Below are 20,205 nucleotides of genomic sequence, written 5' to 3'. Positions count from 1 at the left end.
AAATCGCATACGTCACCACAACGGCCCTCCGTCTCCAATGGGGGCATGAACCACAACGCATCCCTGTCGGCACCGCCCCGCCGCACGCGCAGGATCGTGCTCCTCAGCCTGGCGATCCTCGGCATGGCGAGCGCCACGTTCGTCGTGCGGCGGCCGCTCATGATGTCCGCTCCGATGTGCATGGCCGGGCGGTGGCACGGCTGCTTCGATACGTTCAACGGCGTGGTGCTCATGACATTGATCGCGCTGCCGTTGGCCGCGCTGGTGGTGTGGGCTCTGGCGTGCCGTCGGCGTGCCGTTGGCGTCACATCGGCGTGGCGGATGTCGCTGGCCGAGGTGGGCATGGTCCATGGGACGGTGCCGTTCCTATGGATGACCATGATGCCGGGCGCCGGGGTCGGCACCGCTCCACGCCGGGTGAGCCTGGTACCGCTGCGGGACCTGGTCACGATGGGGCCGGGCGGGATCGTCGGCAACCTGCTGATCTTCGCGGCGCTGGGGTTCTTCGCCCCCATGCGGTTCGCGGCGCTCGCGTCCGTGCCGCGGATCCTGGCGCTCGGGGCGGGCTGCTCGGTCCTGGTCGAAACCGCACAGTACGTCCTGTGGCTGGACCGGGTGTCTTCCGTGGACGACGTACTGGTCAACGCCGCCGGCGCCGTGCTGGCCGCGCTGGCGTCGCGCCGCTGGTGGCGCACTACGGCGGAAGCACCGTCGGACCAGCCTCGCCCCGCGCGGGCACCAGCGGGCTGAGTCGCGTGTCGGGTGTCGGGAGTGCACACGTCTTTGCATACGTCGGCGATATGTTGTGCTGCTTAGGCTTCGGACATGCGCGTACTGATCGTGGAGGACGAGCCCTACCTGGCCGAAGCCGTCCGTGACGGTCTACAGCTGGAGGCGATCGCCGCCGACATCGCCGGCGACGGCGACTCCGCCCTGGAACTGCTCAGCGTCAACTCCTACGACCTCGCGGTCCTCGACCGCGACATCCCCGGCCCCTCCGGCGACGAGATCGCCCGGCGCATCGTCGCCTCCGGCAGCGGCATCCCGATCCTCATGCTCACCGCTGCCGACCGGATCGAGGACAAGGCTTCCGGGTTCGAGCTCGGCGCCGACGACTACCTCACCAAACCGTTCGAGCTGCGGGAGCTCGTCATGCGGCTGAGGGCGCTCGACCGCAGACGCGCATACGCCCGGCCCCCGGTCCGCGAGATCGCGGGCCTGCGGCTGGACCCCTTCCGCCGGGAGGTCTTCCGCGACGGACGCTACGTCGCGCTCACCCGCAAACAGTTCGCCGTGCTCGAAGTCCTCGTCGCCGCCGAAGGCGGTGTCGTCAGCGCCGAAGAGCTACTGGAACGGGCCTGGGACAACAACGCCGACCCCTTCACCAACGCCGTCCGCATCACCGTCTCCGCACTGCGCAAACGACTCGGCGAACCATGGCTCATCGCCACGGTGCCCGGCGTCGGCTACCGAATCGACACCGGCATGGACACCGCCCAACCCGGCAGCACTCATGAATAGACGCCCAGGGCTCAGCACCCGGCTGAAACTCACCATCAGCTACGCCGGATTCCTCCTCCTCGCCGGCGCTCTCATGCTGGCCGTGGTATGGGTATTCGTGCTGCGCTGGCTGCCGGACGACGACCGCAGATCCCTCCAGAGGACGTTCGGCGCCGTGATCATCACCGGGCCCAACCGCTCCGACCTCCTGCGCGGCTTCGCCCCCGCCGCGGCCACAGCACTGGCCTTCCTCCTCGTGTTCGGCCTCCTGGGAGGATGGATCCTCGCCGGCCGGATGCTCGCACCACTCACACGGATCGCGTACGCGGCACGGATGGCCGCGAACGGATCGCTGTCCCACCGGATCCGCATGAAAGGCCCCAAAGACGAATTCCGCGAACTCGCCGACGTGTTCGACACCATGCTGGAACAACTCGAATCCCACGTCACCGAACAGCAGAGGTTCGCCGCGAACGCCTCCCACGAACTGCGCACCCCGCTGGCGATCTCCAAGACACTCCTCGACGCCGCCCGCAACGACCCCACGCGGGACCAGGGCGAACTCATTGAACGCCTCCGCACTGTCAACACGCGGGCGATCGACCTCACCGAGGCCCTCCTGCTGCTCAGCCGCGCCGACCGCAGGGGCTTCACCCGCGAGGCCGTCGACCTCTCCCTCATTGCTGAAGAAGCCGCCGAAACGCTGCTTCCCCTCGCCGAGAAGCGCCAGATCACGCTCGACATCACCGGCGAGACAACGCAGACCGTCGGCTCCACGGCGCTCATACTGCGGATGGTGACGAACCTCGTCCAGAACGCCATCGTCCACAACCTCCCCGCCGGCGGCACCGTAACGGTCCACACCGAACCGCAGCACGACACGAGCGTGCTGCGGGTCGAGAACACCGGCCGTCCGCTCCCACCGGAACTGATACCGACCCTCACCGAACCCTTCCAACGCGGAACAGAACGCATACGCACCGACGAGCATGCCGGCGTCGGCCTCGGGCTGGCCATCGTGCACAGCCTCGTCCGAGCACACGACGGCACCCTCGACCTCACCCCCCGCCCCTCCGGCGGCCTCCTCGTCACGATTCGACTCCCCGGCACGCCGCACGCGTCCTCCCCGAGCGGGGCCCACTAAGGCGTGCACCGAAAGTGGATCGAGGTAGTGGGTGAGCAGTCGCGGCGGAATGAGGCGATCTCGCCCCGGTCCGGCTCACCTGCCCCCACCCGACGGGCCGGGCTCCCGATCTGGTAGAAAGCGCCTGATCACCCAGGGGGTGCGGGTGTTATGGTCCCTCGCATGGCTGAACTGATCGCTCCCACAAGACAGCTGCATTCCTCGTGGCTCACGGCGCGTGACGAGTGGCAGCCTGGTGCTCACCAGGACGGGGCCGGCCTGCGTCTGGTTGGTGACGATGACCTCGACAGCCCGGAAGGGTTCGCCGCATGGGCCGAGCGACTGCGGCAGCAAGCGGACCGGTCGCTGCCTGTCGGGGAAGGACGCGTCCACGCTACCCACTGGTGGATTGTCGACGGCGAGACGTACCTCGGGGCCATCGACCTCCGGCATTATCTGAACGCCTTTCTGTTGGAAGGCGGCGGACACATCGGCTACAGCGTTCGGCCTTCCGCCAGGAGACGCGGACTGGCCTCGTGGGCGCTGGGCGCGGTTCTGCTCAAGGCGCCGGCGCTCGGTCTGGACCGGGTCCTCCTCACCTGTGACGACGGCAACCTCGGCTCGGCGCGCACCATCGAAAGCAACGGCGGCGTCCTCGAAGATGTGCGCAGCACCGAAGCCGGGGTCAAGCGCCGCTACTGGATCACTCTCAACGACGCTGGTCACAGCCATTCATCGATGGCCGCGACGAGGACGGTCGCCTCGTAGCGGGCCGCCAGCTTGTCGTCCCTCCTGGCCACGGCGCGGTGTCTTTTGAGGCGATTGATGTCGGTGTAGACCAGTCACCTCCTCCCCCACAACCTCGCGGCTGCTGGCCGACGTCGCCGCGCCAGCAATGGCTGCACCGCGCGCGGGCGTGGCCACACGAGGGAGGCTTTCAGAGGCGGAGGGCGTAGCAGCGGAGCAGGTCGAGGTCGGCGGTCCGTACGACAGACCAGCCCGCGGTGAGGAACTCGACGTCGGCGGCGGTGATCCCCAGCTTCTTGAGGGGGTCGGTGTCCTCGCGGCGTTCGGCAAGCTCCGTGACGACCCACAGGATTCCACCGGGTGCGAGCACGTGGCGGACGCGATCGAGGAAGGCCGGCTTGTCGTCCACCCACCGGTAGACAAGGCGGCAGGTGACGGCGGCGTACGCGGGCTCCGGCAGTTTGCCGAGGTCGTCGCTTGTGAAGTCCATCAGCCGCCAAGCCGGACCGGATTCGTCCTCCACGTCCTCGACGTCCTCAGCGGCCGCGAGGGCGACGGCCGTGGGAGCGCAGTCCACGCCGGTGGTGCGGTAGCCCAGCTGGTGGTGGAGGTGGCGGGCGAGCGCGCCGTCCCCGCTGCCGATGTCGAGGGCCGGGCGTCCGCGGCCGGGGCCGAGATGCCTGGCCAGGAGCGTGGTCTCGGCACCGGTGACCTTGCGGTACCGGCGGCCGTCGTGCCAGAGCCGCTCCCAGTAGGTGGCGGGCGCGATCGTCATCAGGACTCTACCTTTCGGGCGGTGGCGAACCGGAAACTCGTCAAGCGCCCGTGCGGCGCAAGGCAGTCCACGGGCCGAGTGGTGTGTGACGCACGAGAGAACTGCACGTCTGACCAGTTGCAACGGCGCTGGGTTCCCGACCTGTTCCGGGAGCGCGAGTGATCGCCACCCGTTGACGATCAAGGCTCCCAGCGAGAGGGTCAATCCTCCATCACCTCCACACGTTGAAACGGAAGGGCGGGCTCCGTGGACCTCGGCGAGCTGAAAAAGCAGGCGATTCGGATCCATGACCTCTACGACGAACTGAACCGCCGTGAGCGCGGACGGGCGTGGACGCGAGACGAGTTCATGCTCGGCTTCATGGGAGACGTCGGTGATCTGGCCAAGCTCATCATGGCTCAGGAAGGTGCCCGAGATGTCCCGGGCGGCCGGGCGGCGCTGGAGCATGAACTCGCCGACTGCCTGTGGTCGGTATTGATTCTTGCGCACCGCTACGAGGTGGATCTGGAGGATGCCTTCCGACGCACCATGACCGAACTCGATGAGTCGATCAGTGCCCAACTCACCGACGGCAAGGAACTGCCGTGACGGACGACCGCCGCGAACACGTCAGCGTGATCCCAGCTCTACGGGGCATTACGACGACGACCGGGCACGCGACGAGCCGGGCCGCGGCGGCCACACCCTGACCGTGAATTTCCTGCGGAGTAGGCCCCCATACCAGTAGACCGTCCGCGCCGGCTCCCGGCCGAGCAGTGGCCGGGAACCGGGGCGCCCGCGTTTCGGCTGGTCACGGGCTGAGCGATCAGTCGGTGTGACGTTGAGCCGAGCCGTCAGCTCGCGGTTGGCGGCGCGGGTGGTGCCAGGGTCGCCCTCGCATGCGTCCCGTCCACCCTCAAGGAACAACCTCAGCCGGTGGCAGGGTGCTGTGGGGCGGTCAGCGGGCGGGTCCCCAGGTGATGGTGATGAGGCCGGGGCCGCCGGGTTGGCCGGGGGTGCCGCGGGTGCCTCTGCCGGTTCCGCCCGTTCCGCCCTTGCCGCCGGTGGCGACGTTGGCGGGTGGGTTGCCGCCCGGCCTGCTCCCCTGGCCGCGCTGGTTTTCCGTGACGTCCATCAGGGGGTGGCTGTATCCGCCGTCTCCGCCACCGCCGCCCGCGCCACCGCCGACGGCGTTGCCGGCACCCCCACCCCCACCGCAGTAGCCGCCGCCGGTGGCGCTGCTGACACCGCCCGTGCCACCGACACCGCCCGCACCGCCCGCACCGGGGCCATGACCACCGCCGGCACCAGGCCTATATGCGCCCTGATTCTGCCCGCATTGACCGTTGCCACCGGGGCCTTCTCCTCCGCTGGTTCTGAGACCTAAGTAGCCGCCCTTGGTGCCGTTGGCGCCGTCGCCGCCGGCGCAGATGCTGTGGTTCGCAGAGTAGGCAAATGCGGTACCCCCTCCGCCCGCGCCGGCGGTGCCGCCACCGCCTCCACCGTGGCCGCCCATGACCGTGCCCAGGAAGTTGAAGGACGACGCGTTGCCGTCGGTGCCGTCGTGGCCGCCTTCGGTGCCCTGGCCGCCTTTGCCGCCGGTGTCCGCGCCTCCACCGCCCGCGCCTCCACCGCCCCCACCACCGCCGTGGTGGTCCTGCCAGGCATTGCCGCCATCGCCTCCGTTGCCACCGCTGCCGACCCAGACGCCGGCGTAATCGCCTTCGTGAAGGCCGGTGGGGCAGTTGGTGGTGTTGCCGGGCCCGTCGACGGTGAAGGTGAGTGTGTGCCCGGGGGTAACGGCGCAGGTGCCGGCGTAGTAGGCGCCGAGGCCTCCGTCGCCCCCGGTGCCGCCTGTTCCGCTCGTGCCGTCGCCGGCGCCTCCAGTGCCGCCGCTGCCGCCGGCACCCCATATCCTCGCGGTGATCTGGTTCACGCCGCTGGGGACGGTCCAGGAGTGGGTGCCGGGCTGGTCGAAGACCCGTGCGCCGATGGAGCCGAGTCCGGGCCAGTCGGTTTCGCTGACGGTCTGGCGGGTGCCGACGACGCTGTGGGTGCCGGGGGTGCAGGCGATCCACTGGTTGCCGTGGAAGAGGTAGCCGCTGTCCTGGAAGTCACCGCCGGAACCGAGTTCGGGTACGGCGAAGTCGATGCCGGCGGCGAAGTCACCGGCCAGGCCCCACAGCGTGCTGGTATCGCCGGAGAGCTCGACGTGCTGGGCCAGGGACTCCCGGTTGTAGAGGCAGCACTGGCTGCCGGAGAAGAACCAGATCTTGACGGTGTTGCCGTCCCGGAACGGCAATGCCGCATCGATCTTGCTGGTGAAGGGAACGGGAAGGCCTTTGAAGACGGTGCTGATCGGCTTGGCGGCGGTATCGGCATCTCCGGCCATCCGGGCCCACAGGCACTGGTCGCCCTTGAACAGGTAGATGGTGCTCAGGTCCAGGCAGCAGACGGCGTCCACTCCCTCGCCGAACGACGCGGCCGCCTGGGGAATGTCGAGCAGATATCTGGTGGCGCCGAAACCCTGGTAGGTGACCTTCTGCTTACTCCTGGAACTGTTCCACGCAAAGCGGTAGTACTGGTTGCCGATGAGGAAATATCCGCTGGCCACGGCCGCGTCTCCGTGCGGTGGAGCGGAGAACGCGGCATCAAAAAGCTTCACTGACATGACATACGCTCCCGTCGGTAACAAGATCGCCGGAATCTCCGGCACGCGCCGCCGAACCAACCACCAGCACACCGGCCGTGCCCACACCATCTGACGTCACAACCGCGGCTCGCCCACGCGCTATTCGCCTGGTCATACGTCGCCTCAGACCCGACCCCCCTCCCGCACCACAACAACCGCCCAAACGGAGCGGACTATCAGGCGAGGGAGGTACGTTCCGGGGGGACTTAGGACGCAGTACTGCTACAGGCTCGACCGAGCGATCGTTTCTGCCTTCGCCTGGCGCTCGACCAGGAGCCGATTTGACGCGTCCCAGAGGTGGTGTGCCATGACCGGTCTGTCCCGTGAAGATCTCTTGAATTGCCTCGACCAAAGCACGGATACGTTCGCCTTGTCGGGCAGTAGATTAGATATTCCCGCAGCACAGGAACTGTTCCAGAATCACCTGAAAGGCAGTCTCGGAACCAACCCGGGAGCCGGTTTCCAGGGGAATCCTGAAACCGACGACACCGTGGTTCTCGCCGGAAAATTGCGACTGCCCGGAGCTCGGTGGGATGGTCAACGGGTAAAGGCCAGATTCCCGATGGCCGACGGTGAGGTGGCTGGCGTCGAAGTTGAGATCTCGCTCCCCCGCGATCTCAAGGACATCAATTCCGGGGGGCTCCACCTCGACATCGGCTTTCTTCCCAACCTTGGCTTCACGGAGATGCAGCTGCTCCTGGAGACACGTACGGACGGGCGCGCCCTGGCGCCTTTCGCGGGCGTAGCTGCTGAATTGACTTTCGGTCAGAATATTCATCTGCGCATGGCTTCCGCGGGCAAGGTTGCGGCCAAGGATGGGAACCACGCCAGGCGTGCGCTCCCCAGCCCGGACAGTACGTCACCGGATGCGCTCAGTACAGCTGTGTTTGTGACGCCTTTCGATGTTTCCATGGACGGCCAGGGAGAGGTGACGGTCGGGAATCTCCTGAAGGCATTCAAGATCAGTTCTGGTGGGATACCAGCGGGGGCGCTGGCACCGAAACTGACTGAAGTCTGGGTGGTGTACGACCCGCAGTCAGACGTTCTTACGCTGTGCGGCCAGTCGACGGACGGCAACTGGCGCTTCTCCCTCGGATCTGTGAAGGCCCATGTGCCGGGGGGCGAGGATTTCATCTATATCGTGGAATCCGCCTGCGGGATCGGGATGCCTTGGAGTTTTTCGAAGCTGATAGACATGACGCCCGCTCGGGGAATGACCCTGAATCACCTGGGCGCCGGAGTGTGCACCGGCACTTTCGAAGCAGAGCAGTTGAATGCTTTGAACGAGTCGATCGGTGAGATCGAGAAACAGGTCGCAGCCCGGTTGCCGATATTCCCGGACAAGTACTTCGAAGGGGACGGGTCATGGTTCGCCATGGCGGAGTACGAGAAGGAGGATGTGCCGACGACCATGGCCCTGCCGCAGATCCTGGGCGCAGGGGTCGAGCCCGTGTGGTTCGACGTATCCGAACAGCTCGGCCCTCTGTATCTGGGCCGTATCGGGCTGGACTACGACGATCCCAACGTATGGGTCCTGGTGGACGGCTCTGTGGGCGGCAGTCTGAAAGGAGCGGGAGTCCGTCTCGAGCTCGCCGGGGCCAAGGTCGGGATACCGTTGAATGCGCCGGACTTCCCGTTGCCGCTCATCGAGGGCCTTGGCCTCGACGTACAGCTCCCCGATTTCCGGATCGCCGGGGGTTTGATATTCAAGAAGGATTCGCACTTCTACTATCTGGTAGAAGGTGACGTCATCCTGCAGTTCGGAAACCCGCAAGGATCCGACGTCACAGGCTTCCAGCTCATGGGCGCTCTCGGGAAAACCAAGGACCCTGAATACACCACCGGGTTCCTGTTCGGGCGGGTGAACGCGGGGACGGGGCGCGGAATACCGATCGGACCCGTCATCATCGATGGATTCTGTATCGGCTTCGGGTACAACAATCAGCTGCGGACGCCAGGGCCGACGGAGGTGCTTTCCTTCCCCCTGATGGTGAAGAGCACGCATCCGGTGGACAAGAACCCGACCGAGGAGGATGCGGAGCCCAACCCGCCGGACGGCCCGTTGTCTGCGCTGAGAGCACTCTCGGCCACCAATCCTCCGTGGATACGGCCTCAGGGCGGGGCGTTCTGGGGCGTGCTGGGGGTAAGTGCAAGTATTTGCGGGCAAGTCGATGCCCAGGCCGTGGTCGCGGTTGCGATCGACAAGATCGGCTGGTCGGCGGCGCTGATAGGCCTGGCCGCCTTCGAGGTGCCGTCTTCGAGTCAGTCCTTCGCGATGCTGGGGGGCTGGGATCCATTCGTGAGGATCCAACTGGTACTGGACGCGACATATCAGTCGGCGACCGGACTGTTTGCCATCGCTGCCGCCATCGATGCGAAAGCATTCTTCTTCGCGAACGAAGCGCGAATTACCGGAGCTTTGGCACTCAACATCTGGCTCACCGGCGGCCACCGCGGTCAGTTCGTACTGACCGCGGGAGGATACCCCCATGGCATCACCATGCCGTCCTACTATCCGTCGAATCTTGACAGGGTGAAGGTCGGCTGGACGCTCTCAAAAACAGTCTCCATGACCGCGTCGGTCTACTGCACTTTGACTCCTGCCGCGTACATGTTCGGCTGCAAAATGGAGCTGGACGCAAAGGCAGACTTCAAGATCGGGCATGTCATCCTGTTCTGCACGGCTGGGTTCGACGCCCTCATCCAGTGGCATCCGTTCCATGTCAGGGCGCGGATCGGGCTGTCCGTAGGGGTCGAGATCAAGCTTGTATTCACGAAGAGATTCGAATGCGAGCTCACTTTGGATGCGTGGGCTCCGCCGTTCGGCGGAAACGTCATCATCAATCTTCCTTTTAGTATCAGGTGGGCCATCCCCATCGGTCAGGAAGAACGCACGAAGCCCGCATGGGCGAGCTGGGAACACGTCACCGCGATGCTGCCGGCCGCCGAGGACCGGCTGCACGCCACCGCGGGCGATGGCCTGCTGCCCTCCGGCAGCGACACCGAGTCCTCTCCGCAGGACGCCGGATCGCGTCCACCGTGGGCCGTGTCCACGCATGGGTTCAGTTTCACCACCCACTGTGCCGTCCCCGCCACCAGCGCCTGCGTCAACGGCGTCACCCTCTCCGACAGCGCTGTCGCCCCCACGCTGAGCATCCGCCCCATGGGCCCCGAGGCCGGGAAGGGAAACCAGGCCACCCACAGCGTCACCATCGCCCGAGGCGACACACAGATCGACTGGCAGGGCCAGGGATGGAGGGTGGAATGCCTCACCGAGCAAGTCACCAGCGCTCTTTGGGGCACCCCCGTCGACGGCGAGCCCGACCCGAAAGAACCCGCTCTCACCGAGGATACGTACATCACCGGTATCCGCGTCGCCGTCCCTGATTCCACGCTCAAAGGCGGTCTTCCCCCCGTCGGTTCGTCCGTCCTCGAGGAAACCGAGCCGCTTTCACCCGACGGATGCATTCCTCCCGTTGCAGGCCCTCACATTCAGCAGCCCGCCCCCGCCGTGGACCAGCGCGCCATCACCGACATCGCCACCGACCTCGGCAGCAATTCCACAGCCGCCGCTCGCAGCAACCTCTACAACGCTCTCGACTCCCTCGGCTACGGCCCGCACACCAACGACTCTCTCAGCGATTACCAAGATCGCCTCGAAAGCGGACTGTACAACTCCCAGCCCCTCGTTCTTTCCCCGTGACGCTCCCCGCCCGCCCCAGCCACCAGGACCAGGTGACCCGCCATGACGACGAAGGACGACGACTCCTCACGCGAGCTGACTTTCTACGACTCCTATACACCTTTCCTGACCGGCGGCGACTACACCATCAAGATCGACCACTCGGTGTCCGACAGCCTGGGCCATGCGCTCAGCAGCGAGTCTGATTTTCCGTTCGACGGTCAGGAATTCCAGGTGATGGCTCCAAGGTTCGCCTTGCCGCCAGGGTCCGTGCATGCGGTATTTCCACCCCCTGGAGCGACGAGCGACTTTGACACCCAACTGGCGCATGTGAGCCTGACCCGCCCGATCCTCCCGTGGGAGCAGATGCTGGACGAGCATGTGCAGAGCGGCCAAACGGACCGCATCCCATGGCTGGCCTTGTTGCTCTTCGCTCCAGGGGAGCTTCCGGACACCGACCCGTATGCGCAGGGCTCCGTCGGCACCGCCTGCACCGTCCAGGACCTGCTCGATCTGAACGACATTCCCAACGCTCCTGTGCTCGGCCCGGACATCGACAAGAACTCCGTGCTCGATGCGGTGAAGAAGACCACCTGCCGCACCATCGATGTGCCGGCCGATGTGTTCAAGGCCGTCGCACCCCGCATCGACGAGCTGGCATACCTGACGCACGTACGTGACGTCACACCCCAGCAGACACGGCGGACGGGCAACTCGGTCAGGCAGGACTTCAAGGACCTGGGCCGATACGGTGTCGTGCTCGCCAATCGCTTCCCCCGTACCCCAGGCCCCTACGCCGCCCACCTGGTCTCACTGGAAGGCTTCGCGGATTACCTGAAGCCTGATGCTCGGGCCCCCAAGCCGCTTCGGCTGGTCTCCCTCCACTCATGGGCGTTCATTCAACAGCCCGACGCGAAGGGGCACTTCTCCGATGTGGTCAGCCACTTGGCGGCGGACCCGGACCCACGACACCCAGGGGATCCGTTTCGGCAGTCGCTGCGGCTGCCGCCCCCGCACGACACTGTTCAGTCGGAGCAGGCGATCGAGGCGAGCAACCGGCTGACGTGGGGGTACACCCCTGTACGCCATGAGACGGCCACAGGAGAGAGCACCTTCGGCTGGTACCGGGGCCCGTGCTCCGCGGTGCCGGTCCCGCCGGTACCAGGTCTGGAATCCGAGAGCAACGACCATGCCTCGGCTGACGGGCTGCTGATCTATGTGAAGGACTGGGGAGTCTATGACCTGTCCTATGCCGTGGCCTGGAGCATGGGACGGCTGGTGGCGCTGTCCCATGCGGAGAGCCGCATCGCGGTGCAGCGACTCTGGCGGCAGGCCCGTATCACCGCGTTCAAGGCTCTGCGCAGGATCACCACCCCTGCCGAGGTCAGCGGATTCGACCCCGGAACTCTGACCACGACGGCAGCGCTGGCCAGGGACCGTCCGGCCGTCCATCACTTCCATCAGCTCCTGGCCGACGGGCTGCCCGAGCAGCCGACTGGCCTCATGGCAGCCGACGCACCGTCAACGAGCCGGACCGTACGCTCCCCGGCCGGAGGGAGGAGCGCCGGAGCGCGGCGAACGCTGGACTTCCTGGAACGGAGTGAGGTTCGTGCGACGCTGGCCCGGTCCCTGGATGAGCACATCGAGCCGGCCGCGGACGTCGTCGAAGCACTGCGGGCGCTGGAAATGATCCCCTTCGACCACCTGGTCCCCGATGCGCGGATGCTGCCAGCGGAGAGCGTGCGGTTCTTCTTCATCGATCAGGCGTGGGTGACCGCTCTGGTCGACGGAGCGATGAGCACAGGAGTGAGCACCTCTCAGGACCAGGCTCTGGCCGGCATCGTGACCAACGCCGTCGCGGAACGGCTCGCGTCGCGCGAGGGCGGCGGCCCAAGCGCGCACGCAGGCATGGTCATGCGGTCACGGCTCGCCCGGGACTGGCCGAACCTGTCCATTGCCGTACAGGACGAGGATGGGGCGCCGGTGGAGATGATCCGGCGGGAGATGCTGGCCCCGGACGTGATGCTGTGCCTGTTCGGCGATGTTCCCGAGACGGTGACGTTCAGCGAGGCCCACCAGGACCTCACCCTCGGCGTCGAGGATGCGGATGGCTACCGCATCATGCTGCGCAACCTGGGTGAGGGGAAGGACCCGGTCGGCGAGCCGATACACCAGGAGTTCCCGTCCGCTGGACCGGGCCTGGAAACCTCCTACTTCCGACCCATGGTCCCCGGTGCTCGGCAAGCCGAGGTGATGGACATCGCCGCGCTGATACCGGACCTCGGCTCGGCGTTGGGCACCACGGTGAAAGCGGCGGGCTTCGCGGTCCAGCTGTTCGTTTCGTCTGTTCGCCAAGCTTTCACACAACCGCGGTAACACCAGTCTTGAAGACCCGGAGCCAATTGTGACCACTCCACTGATCGTTCCCGTCCAGATCAAGGCGTACCTCGTCAACGAAGGCGAGTACGGGTCGGACCATCGACGCTGGTCCCTGGACAATTCCAGACCTGAGGACTACCTCTCGACGCCCATCGAGCCCTCTCCACTGGTCGAAGCGGATTCACCGGACCCAGGTGTGTATGTGCAGTGGTCACTGCCCGACGCCCTGCGGGCCATGCGGGACCAGTCCGACGGCGAGGCAACCTTCCCACTGGTTCCCAATCGATGGCTGGTCGCCCGTTTCAGCCGCCCCAAGGGCACGCCGGAGGCGAGTCTCACTGCCGCATGGGTCGTGGACAGCGACTTCTTGGATGACGGCGATGTCGGAGAGTCCCCCTACCTCGTCACCACTCCGGACAACCGGCTCGAGGGACGATGGATCGGCCGGGCCCGCGACATCACGGGGGCGGAGCCGCAACAGTGGGCCGAGAGCGGGGATGAACTGTTCCTGAGCGGCGTGGGCCCGGGTCTCCTGGCCTTCGCCGGCTACCAGCCCTACCACGAGAACGTCTTCTCCTACCATGACGATCTCGGCGACCTGACAGACAGCATCGACGAGCTGACACTGGACTACCTCGTCGTGGGCTGGTATTCCCGGGGCGACAAGGACATCCTCGCGAACCCCGGGGACACGCCCCTGGCCGATCTGCTGAAGGACCTCGGCTGGGAACCGGAACCGGGCGGGCAGGAGCCGGACGAGAAGTCGCTCTACACGGGCACGGCCCTGCGCGTGGAATCGCACGGCGACGGCCCCCCTGCCTCGGACCGTCCCGACGACCCGGGGAGCGTCTTCCTCGCGGTGGGAAACAACACCGCCGACGCCCAACAGGCATTGATGAGCGACAGAGACGCCGCGCTGGGGCGGCTGTTCCACGCGTTCTTGACCGACAACTTCGAGCAACTGGACGAGGATCCCGACGGGCTCGACGACGTCGTCCACCGCACCTGGTTCCACACGCGCGCCGCCGGCCACGTGTGGGAGATCACCAACGCCCCCGACGCGTCCGGGCAACCGGACCAGGCGGAACTGGAGATCGAACGCGGCTGGCTCGCCGAGCTCAACGACAAGCAACGCCGTTACGACATCGCGGCACGCTCCGCGGCCGCCCTGCGTCAGCGTCTCTATGACCTGTGGCGGCTGAAGCACACCCCCGAGGCCGCTCAGCAGGCTGCCGACTTCAACCCTGACGAGAAGATCAACCAACTCGGCGACCATGTACAGGCGTTGCTGGAGGAGATGCAGAACATCCTCAGCACCGACGGCGGTCTGCCCACCGGCGATACCACGGACGAACTCAATCGCAGCGTCGAGCAGTACGCGGCGGCCAGGAAGCTACCCGCTTACCGGCGACTCAAGTGTTCGGCGCTGCCCTCCTTCTACACTCCGGCCGACCCCGTCATCCTCTTCGGCGGACTCAATGCCGAGGCACCGCCCAAGGACGGCGGCGCGGCCCTGCGCTGCCGCACCGCCGACCAACTGGTCAGCCAGATCCGCATCGACGGCGTCATGCGGGGCTCATACCTCGCCGCGCCCACCTGGTACCAGGATGCTCTGGGCCGCCTGCCCGAAGAGATACGCGAGACCGTCGAGGGTCTGATCACGGAATGTTCCCTGCTCTCTCTGGCCGCTGCCACCGGAAACGCGCCCGATGACGACGCCCTGACGCAGGACCTGGCCGATCCGGACAGGATCCCGGTCACCTTCATGGGCACACCCGCACCCTTCACCTCACGCTGGCGCCAGCCCTGGGCGCCGGTCTTCGTGGAGTGGCGGATGCACTACTACCCCATCCCCTTCGTCGTTCCCGGCGAGGACCATGACAACTGCTACTGCTGGCAGTTCGACGCCGACACGGGCCGCTACCGTCTGCATACTCGAGGCCGACCGTCACCCGTGCAGCCCCAACAGCTCACCGGGCGGTGCGCTGTGACATCGCTGCCCGTCTTCATCACCCGGGCCCGGGCCGAACAGCACGCCCGCAGGTATCCCGACGCGCCCGGCCAGGCTCTGGAAGCCTTGGCCGAGAGGGGCGAACTGGGCCAGCTCTCCCAGACGCTGGAGGACTTCAACCTCTCACTTCAGCAGCGGACCGCCGCCGCGGACGCCCTCCCCCGGCCTCGGGACATGACCCCCGACGGCAGACACGACCTGAATGATCTCCTCAGGCGACGCTCCGACCTTGGGCTCACCGCGCCCGGCCACGGTCTCCCCCTGCCCGATCCCGACCAACGCGAAGGCTCCGACCCGGACCGGCGCGGGAGTCACGGCCAGGTCGCCCCGTTGCGGTTCAACCCCGTACGAGCAGGCCAGTTCGTCTTCACTGAGTTCGTCATCGTCGATGCCTTCGGCCGCAGTCTGGAATTCAACCCGTCCCATGGCGCATTCTCGCGGTCCATCCATGTGACTCCCGACAACGACATCACCGTCGGCGGGAGCGACCAGACGGACCCCAACCTCTACATCCAACTGCCGCCCCGCATCCTCCAGCCGACCCAGTTACGGTTCGACTTCGTCGACGCCCTCAACCGCGACCTCATCGTCGGTGATCCGCCCGTGATCGGCACGGCCGGCGAACGCGCTCCCAGCCCGGTAGTCGGCTGGCTGCTGGCCAACCACCTCACCGGCTCCCTGCTCGTCTACGACCCGGAAGGCCACGGCGTCGTCGAAGGCCGCCTCGGCCTCGCCCCGGACGGATCCCAGAAGGTGGACTGGGACTCGCTGCCCGACTGCCGCTACCACCCACTGGACACTCAGGACGAGGGCTTCACCGACGCGTGGCCTGAACTCTCCGGTTTCCTCCAGGGGCTCAGGGGCGGGCCGGACCGCCCGGGATGTGATCCGGTCACGGCATTCAAAAGCCTGATGGAGCACATCGACAGGTCCGCGCAGAGCACCAAGCCCTCCGGCGACGACGGCGACATGATGGCACCGCTCGTCGGCAAGCCCATCGCCCTGCTACGCGCCCGCCTCACCCTGGAGACCGACTCCCCCTACCCCTTCACCGACACCAGTTGGAAGAGCGTCGAGCATTTCCCCACCCCTCCTTACCTCGATGTCTCGCACACGTGGCGGTGGAACATCCTCCTTGGCGCCGAGACCCAGTACGCCGACGGGCTGATCGGCTACTACACCCATCCCCCGCTCGACGACAAGTCCGGCAACCCCGTCGACACCACCAAGAGCACCGACTATTCCGTTCTCCGAACCGTCCTCCAGTCCACCGCGCAGGACGCGGAGAGCCCCTACACGCAGCACATCGACGCCCGCGACCTGGCCCTGCCCGTCAACCCAGGCCCCGTCCCCGACGTGCTTCCTCGCGACGGCTCCACCCCGACCGCCGCCTACGTCACTCTGCTCGCCGACCCACGACGGACCTTCCAGGCCACCACTGACATCGTCCCCGCGGTCACCCTGCGCCTGCCCGACGAATTCGTGCGCGATGCCCTGTCCAACCTCCGGCTCGCCTTTCGTATGGGCCCTCTCCTCGCCTCCACCCGCCCCGCACCCGACCCGTCCCCCGAGAGCGGAGCGATCAGCAGCACTCAGGGAGGCGATGACGCTCCGACCACAGCGGTCACCATGCCGTCCATCTCCGCCTGGGCCGGCACCTGGAACTGGTCCCAGCGCGGGCGGCAAGCCGGGCGCCATGACTGGGAGACGTACGCCATCGCTCACACCGATCCCACCGCCCACCTCGACCAGGAAACACCGACCGCACGCACCGGCTACCTCACCCTCACCACGGCGCTCGGGCAGACGAAGCCGCCCGAGGACGACACCCCGTCACCTTCCCCGGAGTCATAGTCATGACGACATGCACCGTCGACAACACCAGCGGACTGCGCTACAGCCTCGCCACCAGCCCCACCCATCTCGCCGTCTCGGAGGAAGCCACCCTCACGCTGACGATCACCAACCCGACCGATCAGCCCATCGCCTGCTCCGGCTTCACCCTCACCTTCCCCCTCGAACTCCCCACCCATGACACCACCGTCCTCACCTCACACCCCGAAACCATCAACGCCGCCGCCGACAGTGGCTGGCACATCACCAGCCCTGAGCACGGCGTTTACGCGGCGGCGCCCCCCGCGGCCACCACTGACCTCGCTCCCGGGAAACGCATCACTCTCACCCTCAACAGAGTCACCGCCTCTGCCGATCCCGGCGCCGCAACCCTCTTCCTCTCCGACGGGCTCCATCCCACCAGCCAGGACCCGACGCCCCTGCGTGTTGTGGTGTGGCCCTCGGGTCCCATCGTCGATGACTTCCACCCCACCTCGCTCAACGTCCAACGCGGTGAGCAGGTGACCCTGAAATGGAACCGCATCAAAGAAAGCGCGATCACATACGCCCTCTACTATTACCCGCACACGGATGGTCAACTCCCCATCGGAAGGGATGGCGGACCGGAGCCAATCCCGGACGAGGATCTCCGCGGCACCTACGACGTAAACTCACAGCGCTACGACGTCGATTACACTACGAAAGACAAAGACGGTATGACCAATCCTACCGTCATCTTCGCTCTCAACGCGATCTATCAAGGCGACGTGAAAAGCTACGTCACCTATGTACAGACAACTCGTGCGGACGGTGAATTCTACAACGTCGGCGTGAGTGGAGCCACCACCGTTCTCAACCGTACCGCCCATCCTCTCAGGGATTCCTCCACGGTTTACCGGGCGAGCACCGACGGATTCCTTGTCGGCTGGGTCAAGGAATCCGACTCCATGAGCGCCCAGGGAACCGCCACCACGGGGCAGGAATACGTCACAAATGAGCTCCAGATCCAGGTCAACGCGCCAGACGCGACCGACTGCAGCTACTTTCACCTCGTATCCGGCGAACGCGAATCACACAACAGCAACGTCACCATTCCGGTGGCCGCCGGAAGTGAAATCATCTTCGACGGGCCGGCGGATGATCGCGTATGCGAGCTCTTATGGCACCCCTTGGGGACCGACATAGGAACCGGACTAGACGGAGAACAGGAAGGGACGTGACTGCCATGACCTCATCGCGAGACGAATCCCCCCTGCTCCAATACCGGGAGCCGACAACAGATCCGGCGCCACCGCAGATCGGCAAGAACGGTTCCATTACCTTCGAGGTAACGAATACAAGCGATGGCCCTGTACCCTGCGAGAAAATCTCTGTCGACCTCCAGCCGCCCGATGTCGACAGCTCCCAGTACTTCACTGAGGACACCGACGATGCGCTGACACACATCACGCAGGCCCCACCCCGCAAGTCAAAGTGGACCGCACACAAGCACGGCAGCGTCATCGACATCGTCCCCAAAGCCGGTTCCTATCTATTCCCCAGAACTGAATACAACGGTGATGGGACGGCAAAGAATTCGCTGACGTTCACGATCGACCACATTACCGTCAGCGAAAGCGGCACGGATGCGGTTGTCAAGATCAGCGAAGCAACCGCTATCAGCAGTGGCAGCGAGTATCTGACACGCGGCAAAGAATTCGCGATCAAGAAATGTGACGCGGGTACGGTCTTCGAAAACTTCAGACCGTATCATCCGGACCAGATTCTCGTCGGTCGGGGCACTTCCGTCCGACTCGTCTGGGACGTCAACGTTCCGCATTACTCGGCCGGAGAGCAGAAGAGTCCCGCCCCCTATTACATCACCACTCTGGGGTACGACCAGCTCGGCGATACTCCCGTCGATGTCGTCGATGTCACAGGGGCTGCCGAATACCCCACCCGGCCGCTTTCCCATTCCACCATTTTCACCCTGACGCTCAGCCTGTACAAGGCAAGCAGCGAACTCGAGCGTTCTTACTCCCTCCGGAGGCTCATTGCAGTTGCTCCCTCCGACGCCAACTTCGCCACACTCAACATCAGCGGCCATGCCAGCCTCCTGCGAACCGCTTCCCCCACCGGCCAAGGCAGGTTTATCGCCACGACCGACGGATTCCTTCACTGTAGAGTCCAAGCGGCTCCGGACGGATCTCCGTCCGGACTCAGTATCAAGCTCGGCTCCGCCGATGAGAGCAGCGCCCGCTCTTACAACATCATTTCAACCAAGCCATCCGGCAGTAACTCATCCAATGATCCGGGCTGCGCCGCCAGCATTCTCCTGCCGGTGGCTCATGGATCCTACACCGATGTATATCGCCCCTCCACCGCTGATAAAGGAACCTACCAAGTGGATTGGCACCCCCTAGGCGCCGGGGTACTCATCCCGGTCACCTGATGATCGGAGTGGCGATTCCGTCAGCTTGCATTCAGGCCTGGCGCCGAAGCGAAGGCGGCCTTCGTCTGATCCTTTGCTCCATCACAGAGGCAGAGGAACGGCGCGAAGGCCGTAGTCGTGAGTCGCGATGAGTTCCGGCCGCCTCGCGAGTCTGTTCTGGTGACCGGCACAGAGCGCGTACGACGCCGCCCTGCATGAGACAGCACGGAGGACACCATGACGACCATGCCGAACGACCCGACCCCCGCGCAGCCCGGCCGCCCGCCCGTGGTCGACCTGGACACCTGGCAGCGGGCCCGTGACGAGCTTCTGGTCCGCGAGAAGGCCCACACCCGCGAGGGCGACGCCCTCGCCGCGGCCCGCCGCCGGCTGCCGATGGTGGAGTTCGACGGGACGGTCGAGGTCGTCGGACCCGACGGCCCGGTCCCGTTCCTGGACCTGTTCCAGGACCGCGACGAACTCGTGGTCTACAAGCACATGTGGTACGACGGCGCGCCGCACCAGGGGCAGTGCGAGGGCTGCACCACCACGGCCTGGCACATCAAGGACGCGGTCTATCTCAGCGCCCGCGGCGTGTCGTTCGCCATTCTGACCACGGGCCGTTGGGACGAGGTGGCCTCCTACGTCGGGTTCATGGGCTACACCCAGCCGTGGTACTCGGTGCGCGACGTGGACGCGCCGGTCGGCGGCAGCATGGGTTACATCACCTGTTTCCTGCGCGACGGCGACCGCGTGTTCCTCACCTACTCCACGACGGGCCGTGGCAACGAGCGGATCAACGGGTCCCTCGGCCTGCTCGACATGACGCCCTACGGCCGCGGCGAGGTATGGGAGGACAACCCCGAGGGCTGGCCCGAGGGGCACAGCCCGTGCTGGTCCTGGCGCTCGGACGCGGACGGGAACGCCACCTGGGGCCCGACCAGCCGCCCCGTGCCGCAGTGGACCCGCCCCGGCGCGACCCCCGTGAACACCCTCGGCCGACACGGCCACCACCACTGACAAGGTGTCCAGGTGCCGGGCGGAGCCTCCCAACGGCTCGCCCAATGGCCGACG

The 20,205-nt window shown here is 66.1% G+C and carries 13 protein-coding genes; 11 read left to right on the top strand and 2 right to left on the bottom strand.

Annotated elements, in window-relative coordinates:
- Positions 1 to 45: 45 nt before the first annotated feature.
- The 4 genes from ACH4S9_RS44490 to ACH4S9_RS44475 all read left to right on the top strand — a co-directional run bounded on the left by ACH4S9_RS44490 (position 46) and on the right by ACH4S9_RS44475 (position 3,391).
- Positions 46 to 750: a VanZ family protein gene (locus tag ACH4S9_RS44490; RefSeq protein WP_311727997.1), complete on the top strand. Its 705-nt coding sequence runs from the start codon at positions 46 to 48 to the stop codon at positions 748 to 750.
- Positions 751 to 825: 75 nt separating this feature from the next.
- Positions 826 to 1,521 (top strand): response regulator transcription factor, encoded by a 696-nt coding sequence (locus ACH4S9_RS44485; RefSeq protein WP_398377272.1) that lies wholly within the window; start codon positions 826 to 828, stop codon positions 1,519 to 1,521.
- Positions 1,514 to 2,644, top strand: coding sequence for a sensor histidine kinase (locus ACH4S9_RS44480; RefSeq protein ID WP_398377270.1), 1,131 nt, complete (start codon positions 1,514 to 1,516; stop codon positions 2,642 to 2,644). Before ACH4S9_RS44485 ends, ACH4S9_RS44480 begins: the two co-directional genes overlap by 8 nt.
- Positions 2,645 to 2,806: 162 nt before the next feature.
- Positions 2,807 to 3,391: a GNAT family N-acetyltransferase gene (locus tag ACH4S9_RS44475; RefSeq protein WP_311728000.1), complete on the top strand. Its 585-nt coding sequence runs from the start codon at positions 2,807 to 2,809 to the stop codon at positions 3,389 to 3,391.
- A gap of 169 nt (positions 3,392 to 3,560) precedes the next feature.
- Here ACH4S9_RS44475 and ACH4S9_RS44470 read toward each other — a convergent pair whose 3' ends face one another.
- Positions 3,561 to 4,145: a class I SAM-dependent methyltransferase gene (locus tag ACH4S9_RS44470; RefSeq protein ID WP_398377268.1), complete on the bottom strand. Its 585-nt coding sequence runs from the start codon at positions 4,143 to 4,145 to the stop codon at positions 3,561 to 3,563.
- A gap of 246 nt (positions 4,146 to 4,391) precedes the next feature.
- Here ACH4S9_RS44470 and ACH4S9_RS44465 point away from each other — a divergent pair, with 246 nt between their 5' ends.
- Positions 4,392 to 4,733, top strand: a complete 342-nt coding sequence (locus tag ACH4S9_RS44465) for a MazG nucleotide pyrophosphohydrolase domain-containing protein (protein ID WP_361184585.1) — start codon at positions 4,392 to 4,394, stop codon at positions 4,731 to 4,733.
- Between the two features lie 349 nt (positions 4,734 to 5,082).
- Here the strand turns inward: ACH4S9_RS44465 and ACH4S9_RS44460 are convergent, their stop codons facing one another.
- Positions 5,083 to 6,795 carry a hypothetical protein gene (locus ACH4S9_RS44460; protein WP_398377267.1) on the bottom strand — a complete coding sequence of 571 codons (1,713 nt, stop codon included), beginning with the start codon at positions 6,793 to 6,795 and terminating at the stop codon, positions 5,083 to 5,085.
- Positions 6,796 to 7,123: 328 nt separating this feature from the next.
- On the opposite strand from ACH4S9_RS44460, the gene ACH4S9_RS44455 reads away from it, so the two are divergent.
- From ACH4S9_RS44455 to ACH4S9_RS44430, 6 genes are all read left to right on the top strand, one after another.
- The gene (locus tag ACH4S9_RS44455; protein ID WP_398377265.1) at positions 7,124 to 10,519 is read left to right on the top strand and encodes a DUF6603 domain-containing protein; all 3,396 of its coding nucleotides are present in this window, start codon (positions 7,124 to 7,126) and stop codon (positions 10,517 to 10,519) included.
- A 42-nt stretch (positions 10,520 to 10,561) separates the two neighbouring features.
- A complete protein-coding gene (locus ACH4S9_RS44450; RefSeq protein ID WP_385343011.1) occupies positions 10,562 to 12,874 on the top strand; it encodes a hypothetical protein in 2,313 nt (770 codons plus the stop codon).
- A gap of 28 nt (positions 12,875 to 12,902) precedes the next feature.
- Positions 12,903 to 16,742 carry a hypothetical protein gene (locus ACH4S9_RS44445; RefSeq protein ID WP_398377262.1) on the top strand — a complete coding sequence of 1,280 codons (3,840 nt, stop codon included), beginning with the start codon at positions 12,903 to 12,905 and terminating at the stop codon, positions 16,740 to 16,742.
- A gap of 2 nt (positions 16,743 to 16,744) precedes the next feature.
- Positions 16,745 to 17,941, top strand: coding sequence for a hypothetical protein (locus tag ACH4S9_RS44440; protein ID WP_398377260.1), 1,197 nt, complete (start codon positions 16,745 to 16,747; stop codon positions 17,939 to 17,941).
- Positions 17,938 to 19,152, top strand: coding sequence for a hypothetical protein (locus tag ACH4S9_RS44435; protein WP_398377258.1), 1,215 nt, complete (start codon positions 17,938 to 17,940; stop codon positions 19,150 to 19,152). Before ACH4S9_RS44440 ends, ACH4S9_RS44435 begins: the two co-directional genes overlap by 4 nt.
- A gap of 216 nt (positions 19,153 to 19,368) precedes the next feature.
- Positions 19,369 to 20,151 (top strand): DUF899 domain-containing protein, encoded by a 783-nt coding sequence (locus tag ACH4S9_RS44430; protein WP_398377256.1) that lies wholly within the window; start codon positions 19,369 to 19,371, stop codon positions 20,149 to 20,151.
- Positions 20,152 to 20,205 lie beyond the last annotated feature (54 nt).

Source organism: Streptomyces sp. NPDC021225, from assembly GCF_044332865.1.
Lineage (GTDB): Bacteria > Actinomycetota > Actinomycetes > Streptomycetales > Streptomycetaceae > Streptomyces.
Note: the sequence above shows the minus strand (reverse complement) of the source record. Positions and strands in the feature narration are given on the sequence as shown.

Excerpts from the sequence above, each read along its gene's own strand:
- ACH4S9_RS44490 (WP_311727997.1), top strand. The coding sequence starts at position 46 with ATGAACCACAACGCATCCCTGTCGGCACCGCCCCGCCGCACGCGCAGG.
- ACH4S9_RS44485 (WP_398377272.1), top strand. The coding sequence starts at position 826 with ATGCGCGTACTGATCGTGGAGGACGAGCCCTACCTGGCCGAAGCCGTC.
- ACH4S9_RS44480 (WP_398377270.1), top strand. The coding sequence starts at position 1,514 with ATGAATAGACGCCCAGGGCTCAGCACCCGGCTGAAACTCACCATCAGC.
- ACH4S9_RS44475 (WP_311728000.1), top strand. The coding sequence starts at position 2,807 with ATGGCTGAACTGATCGCTCCCACAAGACAGCTGCATTCCTCGTGGCTC.
- ACH4S9_RS44470 (WP_398377268.1), bottom strand. The coding sequence starts at position 4,145 with ATGACGATCGCGCCCGCCACCTACTGGGAGCGGCTCTGGCACGACGGC.
- ACH4S9_RS44460 (WP_398377267.1), bottom strand. The coding sequence starts at position 6,795 with ATGTCAGTGAAGCTTTTTGATGCCGCGTTCTCCGCTCCACCGCACGGA.
- ACH4S9_RS44455 (WP_398377265.1), top strand. The coding sequence starts at position 7,124 with ATGACCGGTCTGTCCCGTGAAGATCTCTTGAATTGCCTCGACCAAAGC.
- ACH4S9_RS44450 (WP_385343011.1), top strand. The coding sequence starts at position 10,562 with ATGACGACGAAGGACGACGACTCCTCACGCGAGCTGACTTTCTACGAC.
- ACH4S9_RS44440 (WP_398377260.1), top strand. The coding sequence starts at position 16,745 with ATGACGACATGCACCGTCGACAACACCAGCGGACTGCGCTACAGCCTC.
- ACH4S9_RS44430 (WP_398377256.1), top strand. The coding sequence starts at position 19,369 with ATGACGACCATGCCGAACGACCCGACCCCCGCGCAGCCCGGCCGCCCG.